At 34.7% G+C, this 12256-nt stretch carries 11 protein-coding genes; 8 read left to right on the forward strand and 3 right to left on the reverse strand.

What is annotated here, in order from left to right; translation table 11 throughout:
* Positions 1-7: 7 nt before the first annotated feature.
* Positions 8-1822 carry a TolC family outer membrane protein gene (locus SMGD1_RS11090; RefSeq protein ID WP_008339440.1) on the reverse strand — a complete coding sequence of 605 codons (1815 nt, stop codon included), beginning with the start codon at positions 1820-1822 and terminating at the stop codon, positions 8-10.
* A gap of 111 nt (positions 1823-1933) precedes the next feature.
* Positions 1934-2698, reverse strand: a complete 765-nt coding sequence (locus SMGD1_RS11095; RefSeq protein WP_008339444.1) for an OmpA family protein — start codon at positions 2696-2698, stop codon at positions 1934-1936.
* Between the two features lie 179 nt (positions 2699-2877).
* Here SMGD1_RS11095 and SMGD1_RS11100 point away from each other — a divergent pair, with 179 nt between their 5' ends.
* Positions 2878-5910 (forward strand): MutS-related protein, encoded by a 3033-nt coding sequence (locus SMGD1_RS11100; protein ID WP_008339479.1) that lies wholly within the window; start codon positions 2878-2880, stop codon positions 5908-5910.
* Between the two features lie 21 nt (positions 5911-5931).
* Here SMGD1_RS11100 and SMGD1_RS11105 read toward each other — a convergent pair whose 3' ends face one another.
* Positions 5932-7143 (reverse strand): hypothetical protein, encoded by a 1212-nt coding sequence (locus SMGD1_RS11105; protein WP_008339225.1) that lies wholly within the window; start codon positions 7141-7143, stop codon positions 5932-5934.
* Positions 7144-7300: 157 nt separating this feature from the next.
* Between SMGD1_RS11105 and SMGD1_RS11110 the strand changes: the two genes are divergently transcribed.
* The 7 genes from SMGD1_RS11110 (at position 7301) to SMGD1_RS11140 (ending at position 12233) form a co-directional block, all read left to right on the forward strand.
* On the forward strand, positions 7301-7651 hold the full coding sequence (locus SMGD1_RS11110; RefSeq protein WP_008341362.1) for a hypothetical protein: 351 nt from the start codon (positions 7301-7303) through the stop codon (positions 7649-7651).
* A complete protein-coding gene (gene dapE / locus SMGD1_RS11115) occupies positions 7652-8749 on the forward strand; it encodes a succinyl-diaminopimelate desuccinylase (RefSeq protein ID WP_008339546.1) in 1098 nt (365 codons plus the stop codon).
* 10 nt (positions 8750-8759) lie between these two features.
* On the forward strand, positions 8760-9179 hold the full coding sequence (locus tag SMGD1_RS11120) for a thioredoxin family protein (protein ID WP_008339217.1): 420 nt from the start codon (positions 8760-8762) through the stop codon (positions 9177-9179).
* Positions 9176-9556, forward strand: coding sequence for a RidA family protein (locus tag SMGD1_RS11125; protein ID WP_008339373.1), 381 nt, complete (start codon positions 9176-9178; stop codon positions 9554-9556). Before SMGD1_RS11120 ends, SMGD1_RS11125 begins: the two co-directional genes overlap by 4 nt.
* A 30-nt stretch (positions 9557-9586) precedes the next feature.
* The gene (locus SMGD1_RS11130) at positions 9587-10984 is read left to right on the forward strand and encodes an MBL fold metallo-hydrolase (RefSeq protein WP_008339521.1); all 1398 of its coding nucleotides are present in this window, start codon (positions 9587-9589) and stop codon (positions 10982-10984) included.
* The gene (locus SMGD1_RS11135) at positions 10977-11495 is read left to right on the forward strand and encodes a YceI family protein (RefSeq protein ID WP_008339549.1); all 519 of its coding nucleotides are present in this window, start codon (positions 10977-10979) and stop codon (positions 11493-11495) included. Before SMGD1_RS11130 ends, SMGD1_RS11135 begins: the two co-directional genes overlap by 8 nt.
* Positions 11496-11588: 93 nt before the next feature.
* The gene (locus tag SMGD1_RS11140; RefSeq protein WP_008339544.1) at positions 11589-12233 is read left to right on the forward strand and encodes a hypothetical protein; all 645 of its coding nucleotides are present in this window, start codon (positions 11589-11591) and stop codon (positions 12231-12233) included.
* Positions 12234-12256: the final 23 nt, after the last annotated feature.

Here is a 12256-nt window from a genome sequence, read left to right on the forward strand (position 1 = left end):
TAGATTCTTATTTTTTCAGTTTTCTTACAATAATATCTGCACGATTGTTTAACTCGATTGAGTCATCGCTTTCATTACTAAACATTGGAGCTGTGTCAGCTTTAGAATGCAATACTATGAAATCAACATTCGCACCAGCTTCAGTAAGTTTTGTTTTTATTGTCTCTGCTCTTTGCTGTGAAAGTTGAAGTAATTGTTCTTCAGTCATCTTTTCATCTTCAACATTACCTAAAACATCAAACTTAAGGTTATCCCAGCCATATGGTTGAATCTGAGTAATCAGTTTGTTAAGTCTGTCTTGCCCAGCTCCAGTTAGGTTAGCACTGCCGTCTTCAAATAAGAAACCGCTATATCTTTCAATACGCTTAGTATCTTCATACACAAATTTACAACCGAAAATATTGCGCATCTCTGTAGATAGTGAGTTATTACAGATATCTTCTTCATCTACGATAAGGTCTCTATCTCTATCGAACGCTATTGGAAGGGCATCCTCATTTTTAGGTGTTTCACCTACAAGTCCAACATTTGAATAAACAATATCAGTATTTCCGATAACAGTTGGTACTAGTGTCCCCATAGCATCTAGGATTCTATATTTTGCAAAAAGCATACTGTACTCAGTGTTGATGATTTGGGATTTTGCACCGATGAAGTCATTTTGTGCAGCAAGTAGGTCAAGCAGTGAACGACGACCTAAATCATACTCTTTTGCATAAAGAGTAAGAGTTTTTAGAGAGAATTTTTTATAATCATTAAGATGATTCAATTGGTCAGCTAGTTTTTCATTAGCTGCCCATGAAAGATTAAGACCTTCTATAACTTCTCTTCTTAGAGTGTTTTTCAACTCTACTTCTTGATGGATTGTACTTACACTTTTTTGTAGTGCCGCTTCATCCGCAAAACCATTGAAAAAGTTGTATGTTAAAAATGCCATTGCACGGAAACGGTCGTCTTCTCCCTCTACTGCGCTTAGGTTTTTGTTCATAGCTTGAGATATTTCTATGTCTAAATGAGGATAAAAAGGAGATTTTTTCTCTTTGTATGTAGCTTGAGCAAGTTTGATATTGTACTTACTTACTAAAAGTGATGGATTGTTTTGCATAGCGTATTGTGCTGCGTCTTCTATAGTGGCAGGAAGTGCTACATTAAGTTCCGGTCTGGTCATCTCCTCTGGGTTCAGGTATCTTCCTAAAACTCTTTGCATACTGTAAGTAGCATCCATAAGTGTGTTTTCTTGAACAACATAGTTTGACTTTGCAAGTGAAAGAGATGATTCTATTTTATTTACTTCTGAAAGAGTAGTTAGACCTGCATCATAAAGTTTTTGTACTTTATTGAAAATTTCTTTGTTTATATCGATATTTGCTTTTGCAGTATCTAAAAGTTCTTTGTTCTTCATAACTTGAAGGTAACTGTTTACCATCGTAAATGAAGTGTCGTTAACTTTTTCTATATAGCTGTATGCTGCTGCTACAGTTCTATTTTCTTGTTGTTCTACTTGGTACTTAGTCTCAAAACCCTTAAAAAGATTATGAGTGTATGTTAATGAGTTTTGATATACAGAAAAATCAAATGAAGCATCTGCTAAACCAGGTCTAGCACGTTTTTCAGTATGTTCTGTACCAACACCTAAAGATAGGTCAACTTTTGGGTAGTATCCAGATTTTGCACTTTTAATATCTTCTTTTGTAGCGTTGTAGTTCTTTAGTCTTTCAAGAACAATAGGGTTTGTTGATAAAACTTCATCAACTGTAAGTTTTAAATCCTGTGCACTTAAAGATGCGACTACTGACAGAGCTAATAGTAATCTTTTTTTCATTTTCTTCCCTTATTTTAGTAGTATTTGTATTTAATTATTTTTTTTACTTAATTATAGCCTAAAAAGATTGACTATAATTAAGCTCTTATTTTAAACTTAACATTTTTATAACTATTGAAGTAGTTCTACTTCAATACGACGGTTTTCTGCACGTCCTGTTTTAGTCGTGTTATCAGCGATCGGGTTAGCTTCACCTTTTCCTATAGCAGTCATTCTCGTAGTTTTAATTCCATAACGAGATAGAGCTTCTTTTACAGCATTTGCACGGTTTTGTGAAAGTGTTTTGTTTGCTGCTGCACTACCGATGCTATCTGTGTATCCATAGATGAGTATTTGATATCCAGGATTTTCTTTTAAGAATAGTGCAAAGTTTTGAAGATCGTTAACAAGTTCTTCTGAAACATTGTACTTGCTTGGTGCAAAGTTTACTTTAAGTGTCGCAGTCTGTGGACAACCATAACCATCAACAACAAAGTCTTTACTCGTATCAGGACATTTGTCTTTTGAATCTACAATCCCATCATCATCACTGTCTAGCTCACAGCCCCTGTAGTCAACTTTAGTTCCTGCAGGAGTGTTAGGACATTTATCATCTGTATCTGGAACACCATCTTTATCTGAGTCAAGTTTAATCATACAACCACTTGCATCTACTTTTTCACCTGCTTGAGTGTTTGGACATTTGTCATCACGATCTAGTACACCGTCAGAATCACCATCAAGCTGTGCTTCTTCAACAGCTTTTACTACTGGTGCTTCTTCAACTGCTATTGGCTGAATGTAGGCAAATTCGCTATCTATTTTTGGTGTAACTTCGGATGCATTTAGCGAGAATACAAATAGAGATAGAATTAACGAAGTTTTTATGTATTTCATTTTAATCTTCCTTCTTAGGTTTTTATATAAAACTAATTTAAGTATGTTAACTAACAAAAGTGAGTTAGTAGTGAGTTTTATGCATGGATTAATATTTCTAAACTAGAAAAAAGCAATTTTTATGCCCAAACCATTTATGATATAATCTCAATAAATAAATAACAGTGGAAAAGTAATTAATGCTCTCATCAGATGTAAGTTCTATATTAAACAACAAAGATAAATTATTAACTCAAATATATTTCGATTTACAGAGATATTTTGAAGATAAGTATGGATCAAATACTGTAGTTTTCATGGAGATAGGAACTTTCTTTGAAGTATACGAAGTTAACAATGATGATGAGCAGGTGGGAAAAGCTAAAGAGATAGCTGAACTTTTAAACATCCAACTAACTAAGAAAAACAAAAACATCATAGAAAACTCTGACAAAAACCCACTTTTAGCAGGTGTACCTGCAGTCTCTTTTGAACGCTATCTAAGTCGTCTCATCCAAGAGCAAAAATACACTATAATCGTAGTGAAACAAAAGGGCAATCCGCCAAAGATAAGCAGATATATCTCACAAATTGTCTCACCTGGAACAAACTTTGATCATATAGTTGATAACGATGACAACTACATAGCTTCAATACTAGTAGACTGTTATAGGGGCATTTACAATGTCGGTTACTCTGCCATAGATGTGACAACTGGTAAAACTTGGCTCTATGAGACACACGGAACAAGTGAAGATCCTTCATACGCACTTGATGAGATATTCAATCTTTTAAATATCTACCGTACTTCAGAAGTGGTTATTAGCTTTTTGGATGGAGTTCAAGATCCCAAGCATGTGGTTCAGTATTTAGAGATTGCAGAACATTATCACTACTCTGTAAATAACCAGCGACCAAAGGTGGACTTTCAGAACAAACTTTTTGCTGAAGTTTATCAGATTCAGTCACTACTTTCTCCCATAGAGCATCTGGACTTAGAACGCAATCCGATGATAACAGAATCTCTTGCTGTCTTAGTTCACTTTGTTATAGAACATGACATACACATAGTTCAAAAACTAAACCGTCCAAACCTTATAGATAACCGCCGTTTTATGTATCTAGGTAACAATGCACTAGAGCAAGTAGGAATCATCTCTAAAGACAGAAATGAGTTTACACTTTTAAAGATGCTGGACAAGAGTGCAACGGCAATCGGGCGAAGGCTTTTAAAAGAGAGACTTCTAAATCCTATTATGGAAAAAGATGAGTTGGAACGTCGTTATAACCTGATAGAGAGAGTATCATCTCACACAAGGTTTTTAGACGAGACTATGCGCGGAGTTTATGACCTTGAGAGACTCTCCCGCAGACTAAACCTCGGACGTCTACATCCATTTGAGATGAACCATGTTTTTGAGTCTATGGTTAGTGTAAAAGATCTGATGGGGTATGTGAAAAAACATAAGATTCAGAAGACTCCTTTTCATGAGTCAGAGCTTGATGAGTTTTTAAGAGATATAAGCAAGAGTATAGACCTTGATGTTTCCCGCCGTTTTACAAATGCAACCGTAGATGAAAACTTCCTTATGAGCGGAGTAGATGAAGCAGTAGATATTTTGGTAGAGCAAAACGCTACGATGCTCATAGCTTTTGAAGATATCATGAGTAAGATAGAGGCTCTTCTTGAAGCTTCAAATGCAAGTTCATCAAGTCGTCTTGTATCTTTGGGTGTTTTAGAAAAAGAGGGTTACTATATCTCTTTGAGTAAAAACCGTTACTCTATGATAGAGAGCGAGTTTAAAAACCATGAAGACTTTCAAGAGTTCAATGTTAAAAAACTTACAAACAGCGTAAAAATAACATCTCCATTTACAGATACGCTCTCAGATAAGATCATGAAAAACCGCAGAAAGATTGTGGTTTTAGTAAAAGACAGATATATCCAGCTTCAAGCTCTGTATGAGAGACGTTACTCTCTGCTTTTCTCTCGTGTGATTGCTTATGTTGCAGATTTGGATGTTGGTGTGAGTTCATCTAAGGTGTCTCAGGAATACAAACACTCAAGACCGATGATAGTAGATGTAAAAGACGATGAAAACTTTATGCAGGTTATGCAGCTTCGTCATCCACTCATAGAAGTTCAAGAACGTGGCGGCATCTACGTACCAAACGACATAGTAATGGGAAATCGTGATTATATGGACTTACCACATCCTGAGACTGTTATGCTAGAAGTCGGTGTACATGACGGACATGAGATAAACGGCGTTCTTCTTTACGGTATCAACTCTAGTGGAAAGTCTTCGCTTATGAAGAGTATCGGTATAGCAGTTCTGATGGCTCAGTCGGGCTTTTTTGTAAGTGCTGCTGTTATGAAGTTCTCTCTTTTTGACTCTATATTTACAAGAATCGTCTCAAAAGACAACCTAGCAAAAGGGCTTTCAACTTTCGCAGTAGAGATGCTAGAGCTTAAAAATATATTTAACCGTGCAACTGTTCGCTCACTCATACTTGGTGATGAGATAAGTCATGGAACTGAGACACTTTCAGGTGTTGCCATAGTCTCTAGTGCCATCATAAAACTCTCACGTCTTCGCTCACTTTTTCTCTTTGCAACTCACTTGCATCAGCTCTCAACTATGAAAGAGATTACTACTCTTAACAACGTAGTAGACTTGCATCTAAGTGTAGAGTATGATGAAGAAAAAGATGCACTTCTGTTTAACAGAGTTTTACAATCTGGAAGTGGTAGTAGCATCTACGGTCTGGAGTTTGCTAAGTCTCTTCACATGGATGCAGAGTTTCTTGACATTGCGAACAAGATAAGAAAACGACTTGCAAATGACTTTGATGAGCTGGAACTGCTTGTGAAGAAAAAGAAAAGCAAGTACAACAAAGATCTATATGTAACTAAGTGTGTAATATGTGGAGCAGTGGCAGAAGATGTGCACCACATCTCACAACGCTCACTTGCTGATAAAGCCGGTTTCATAGGTCACTTTCACAAGGACAACAAACACAACCTTGTACCACTATGTAAAGAACACCACAACGACATACACAACGGAAAACTTCGTGTTGATGGTTTCATGATGACTTCAAACGGACTTGAACTTCAGTTTGAAGAGCAAATGAAAAAGCCTAAAACTGCTGAGGTAAACGAGCCGGAGATAAATGAGCCAAAAGCTAAAGACGCATCTGATGAATTTGTTTTGGATGATTGGGATTAAAATATTATCGTAATGTTTTAGTTAAATTTTTTTATAAATATATTTCATTAATGACGAACCTAAAATAGCTATTGCTAAGATTTCTTCTTTTTCTTTTTTAGTTAGTTCTCTATTGTCTTTAATTTGACCTCTATGAGCAATGTCATTTCTAAGTTTTCTTAGCCAATTGATTTTGCTAATCAATTCTTTTTCAATAGGTGTTAAATTATTGCTTTTACATATTAGTGAGAGTAAATGATTTAATTGATGTCCATAAGTTGCACCAGTAACTAAAAAATCTTCTACACTTTTTTTACCTTTGTTACTATCATTGTCTTTAACAAACTCTTTAAAGCAAATTTGGTTACATAATAGTTCTAGCGTTCTATTAGCATTCATAATTAGTTCTAATGGCTTGTTATCAATATAGTTATCCATAGCTTGAAGTAAATTAATATCTGAAATATCATCTTCTTCAAATAATATCCATTGTACAGATATTGATAAGCTATCTTCTCTTTCTGAAGGAATTATTTCCTTAAAAATATTAGAAGGAAAAAAGCTAAATATATTATTGTTAATTTCTTGCATATGACGAGGATTATTTGACATAAGTTTTAATGGAAATAAATTTCCAGATGGTGTTAAATTCATATCTAATATATTTGCATCTTTTGGTATTCCCATTTCTTCAAAATAAATATCATTGATTTGATTTTTTTTCATTAAAATCGTTCCAATATTTGTTTGAGAACCTAAAGTTTTATAAACCTCATTGAAAGCATTGTATTTAACAACTTCAATAAGCATTTTTAACATTTTTATTTGCTCATTAATAGAACTATTAGCTGTACATTGAATACAATCTATATTATTTCTAAGACAGTACATGTCTTTTAAAATATGTACACCAAATATATTGTCTAGAGTTGGTTCATAATCCCTACATTTAGGGCAAGTATATTCCTTTAGATTGTCTGATATTGATTGAGTGAAACCTAATGGGTATTTTGTATTGAAATTTGCTTTTCTTTCTGTTTTTTGTTGTTTCAAAAACTGCTCTGATTTGACTTTTTCTTCTTCAATTTTTTCAATATTTGGTATATATTTACCGTCAACTTTTTCTAACTTATAGTACCTATAAAATTTCTTATCTTTATCTTGCTCAAAATTTGATAGTTCTTCAAAGTCATCATGTTGGTTTGTAGCACTTATTAAAGAACCTTCACTATTAAGTTTTCCATATCCAAACATGTTGTTTATCTCCAAATACTATAATTCACAAATAGTACTATTTTTTAGATTAAAGGTTCATCCCTATATTTAGTCTCCACTTTTAAACCGAAAATCAATCAAAAGTCTTTTATAATCAAAAAAGTGTATAATTACTTTTTTTAGACAAGGAATAAATATGAAAAAATTAATAATATTAGCGACTATAGCGCTGACTTTGATGTTTAGCGGATGTACACAAGAGACACAAAACAAGATAGGTAGAAGCATCCAGAACTGGACAGGGACTGACGGTGTGCTTGATATCTATATGGGTGATAAACTTGTGAAGAGATTCATTAAAATTGACAAGCTTTCAACTGCTGAAGCTACGCAAGGAAACAACCCAAGAACATACAGATATGGTTACGGTGTACTAGATTCAAACCAAAATTTGAAGGTAGATGCTGGAGAGAAAAAGCTTTACTTTGAGATAAGTGATTACTCTACTTCATACATCTTTTACGATAATCCAGGTGCTGAGAAATAGATGAATATAATAGAACTTTTTAAATACTTAGTAGAGCAAAAAAGTGAGACACCGGATGATGGTGGGCTACTAGACTTTATAGAAAACTACTTACCAGATTTTACTGCTGTGCGTGTTGACGAGGAAGATGTAAAAAATCTTTTTATCTACAAGAAGTTTGGAGAGGGTGAGCATCTATGTTTTGCAGGACACGTTGATGTTGTTCCTGCCGGAAAAGGTTGGGACACTGACCCTTATGAGGCAGTAGAAAAAGACGGATACATCTTTGGTCGCGGTACTCAAGATATGAAAAGTGGAGTAGCGGCATTTACTCAGGCTGTTAAAGAAGCTGAAAACTTCAACGGCACACTATCTCTTTTACTTACTTCAGACGAAGAGGGTGATGCTATAAACGGAACTGTAAAAGTTTTAGAGTACTTAAAAGAAAACTCAATGCTACCAGATGCTGTAGTAGTTGCAGAGCCGACATGTGAAGACAGGTTTGGAGATGCCATCAAAGTAGGGCGCAGAGGTTCTATTAACGGTTACATTACTTTAAAAGGAAAGCAGGGTCATGCTGCATATCCCGAAAAGGCTATCAATCCCATCCACAACATCGCACCTAGACTTTTAGGTATGGCCGGTGTGAACCTTGACAACGGAGATGAGTTTTTTAGTCCTAGTAAGTTTGTAGTTACAGACATTCGTTCTGGGATGCAGGTTACAAATGTAACTCCAAACCATCTTGATATGATGTTCAATGTTAGAAATACAACTCTTACAACTCAAAAAGAAGTTACAGAGTTTGTAGCTTCTAACTTAGACGGTTTAGACTATGATCTAAAGCTGACACAAGGCTCGTACCCATTTAAAACTGACACAGATACAAAACTTGTCAGAAAGATAGATGAAGCCATAGAAAGCGTTACAGGTATCAAGCCGAAGCACTCAACAGCAGGTGGAACTTCAGATGCAAGGTTTATATCTCCTATGGGTATAGATGTTGTGGAGTTTGGTGTTATCAATGACACTATTCACGCGGTTAATGAGAGAACAACTGTTAAGGAAGTTCAAGAACTATACCAAATCTTTAAAAATTTGATCAGTAACTGGAAGTAGGGAAATATATATGAAACATTTGTTTTTAATGCTAGTCCTGATTTCAATTCTATGGAGTGCAGAGCTTGATTGGTCAAATGATTATGAAGCGTCACTTGAAGTTGCAAAAAAAGAGAACAAGCATCTTTACGTGCTCGTTACTTCATCAACTTGTCGTTGGTGCAGAAAATTTGAAAGCACAACTTTGCAAAATGAAAAAGTTTTGAAGATGCTTAACGAAAAGTATGTTTTAGTTCATGCAGATAGGGACATAGATGATTTACCTTCATGGTTTAATGTAAAAAGAGTTCCAAAACATTATTTTGTAACTTCAAAAGGTGAGGAGATTTACTCATTTGTAGGTTACTGGGATGAGTTGGACTTTAGATCGTTTTTAGGTGATGTAGATAAAGAATATGAAAAGAAAATAAAACAAGGAATTATAAAATGAAGTTCGTACAAACAAGCAAAGCACCATCAGCAATAGGACCATATTCACAAGCAGTAGTAGCAAATGGAATGGTATACACTTCTGGACAGATTGCACTGACGCCAGAGGGTAGTGATGAGCTTTTAAGGGAAGATGTAGTTGTTCAGGCTGTTGCAGTTTTGAGAAATCTTGAAGCGGTACTAATTGAAGCAGGCAGTTCACTAGATAATGTTATAAAAACAACAATATTTTTAGCAGATATGAATGATTTCGCACTTGTAAATGAAGTATATGCAGAAGCTTTCGGTTCACACAAGCCGGCTCGCTCAACAGTAGCTGTAAAAACTCTTCCTAAGAATGCTCTAGTAGAGATAGATGCGGTGGCTTTAGTAAAATAATCGTATAATCATCTAAATAAAGGAGATAATATGGCTTTTGTAGAATCATTCGGAGCAGCCCAAGTTGTTACCGGTTCATGTCATTTACTTACATTAGAAGATGGAAAAAAAATACTTATAGATTGTGGAATGTTTCAAGGTGAACTTGAAGAAAAAAATGCAGAATCATTTGGTTTTAATCCAAAAGATATTAGCTATCTAATTCTTACCCATGCTCATCTAGATCATGTAGGGCGTGCGCCACTTTTATATAAAAGTGGTTTTAGGGGAGAGATTATTTCTACCCGTTCTACATTGGGTCTTGCTAGTGTAATATTACTAGACAGTGCGCATCTGATGAAAGAGAATTACTATCACCGTTTTAAAAAAGCACAAAGATGCGGTGAAGAAAACAAGCTTTTACAGCCTCTTTATACCTCTCTGGATGTTGAATCACTTCTTACATTACAAAAGTCTTTTATGAAATACGAAGAACCTCTAGTCCTAGATGATAATCTCAGTGTTACTTTTCATAATGCTGGTCATATTTTAGGTTCAGCTTTTGTAGAAATAAGCTTTTTAGAGAGTGGTATGCAAAAGACTATTGTATTTAGTGGAGATCTTGGTAACAAAAATGACTTTCTTCTTCCTAAATTGGTTGACGGTAATGTCGCAGATGCTTTATATATAGAGTCAACTTATGGCGACAGAGAACATAAAAATATGGATGATTCTATTTCTGAGCTCAAAAAGATAGTCATAGAGACTCTCAAAAATGATGGAAATGTATTGATACCATCATTTGCTGTTGATAGAACTCAAGAACTGCTATGTATTTTTAAGCAAATGAGCATAGATGGTGAACTACCTAAATGTAGGATTTTTTTAGATAGTCCTATGGCAATCCGTGCAACAAGGCTTTACAATAAACATGTAGATGAGCTAAGTCAAGGTTGCCAAGATTTTATGCAAGAGAGCGGCTCTATTTTTGATTTTGCCAATTTAGAATATATTCAAACCCCAGATGAGTCTAAAAAAATAAATGAAATTGCCAGCGGTGCAATCATAATAGCCGGAGCCGGTATGTGTAGTGGTGGCCGTATTTTGCATCACTTTAAACATCGTTTATGGAATGATAAAAATGCTGTAATATTTGTTGGTTTTCAGGCAAAAGATACACTCGGTAGAAAAATTGTCGAAGGTGCAGAGTTTATTGAACTTTATAATGAAAAAATTATAATAAATGCAAGCATACATACTGTCAACGGTTTCTCAGCCCACGGGGATCAAAAGCAGATGATAGAGTGGATGAACTCTTTTGAGAGAGTAGATAATATTTATATTGTCCACGGAGAAGAGAATCAACAGGTAATATTTAAAGAAGAAATTTTAAAACAACTTGAGAAAAAAGCTCATATTGTTAAAGATAAGGAGCATATATATGTCTAAAATATTGTTTATACTCATATTGTCACTTAGTGCAATCGCCGATACTTTTATCGTACAGAGTGATAGCTCAAATATAAATTTTTCCGTTGATAAATTTCTTTTTATAAGCGTAGATGGAAAGTTTAGTAAGTTTAAAGGCAAAATTACCATTGATAATAATATGGTTACTTCTATAGATGGAATTGTAGATATAAAGTCGGTGGACACTGATAACGAAAAAAGGGATGAAGATTTAAAAGGAGAAGGCTACTTTAACGTCACACAACATCAATATATTTATTTTAAAGCTATAGCTGTTGATGATAAAGAACTAGAAGCTGCAATAACTATAAAGGGAATTACTAAAAAAATAAGATTTAATATAGATGAAATAAAATCTACAGGAACTAAATTAACATTAAAAATATCTTCAGTGGTAAATAGAGAAGACTTCATGTTAAATGGTTCTTTTAGTTCTGTAATTGCAAATGATGTAAAAGTAAGTGCTACATTACAGGCTTATCTTCAATAAATTTCTCGTTAACCTTCGTTAACCTTAGGTTTTACCTTAATTAATCCAATACAGTTAAGCTTTTAGTAGATTAAATTTTACTAGGAGTTTATTATGAGTATCAGCAGTATAAATAGTACGGTAAGTGGATTATCTCAATCAATGCAAATGCAACAAAGACCTGAACCGCCTTTAAAAGATCAAGTCGATGGAATGACTGCAGATCAAAAAGAAGAGTTTGATAGTAAAATATCTTCTTTTTCAAAAGAGCAGATGATGTACTTTATGAGTCTAATGAAGACAAATGAGAGTGAAATATCTGCAATGTCTCAAGATGAGGCAACATCGGCTATATTTGAGATTATGGATGAAGCCGGAAGTATTGAGAGTTTGAGTGAAGTTGAAGGTATATCTGTATTGGATATATTAGAAGATGTTGGTCGTTCAGGACCTCCAGGTGGAATGAGACCACCTCCGCCACCAAGTGAAGAGTTACAAGATCCGTTGGCTAGTTTGACTGAAGAGAGTCTTAGTGAGTTTTTGGAGATGCTTCAATCTATGACGATTGAACAAAAGCAAGAGTTCGGTTTTTCTATGATGGAAGCAAAAGAGGAACTAGCTGGACTAGATGAAGAGTCTGCATCTGAGATGTTACTAGCATTGCTAGAAGATGCTAAAACATCTACTACAAACTCTTCAACCCAAAATGCTATGTCAAACTTCACACGCGGTGGTAGTTTTCTTGATATTTATTCATAAAGTAGATAGACTACATCAAAAGA

The organism is Sulfurimonas gotlandica GD1 (assembly GCF_000242915.1).
Classification (GTDB): Bacteria; Campylobacterota; Campylobacteria; order Campylobacterales; family Sulfurimonadaceae; genus Sulfurimonas; species Sulfurimonas gotlandica.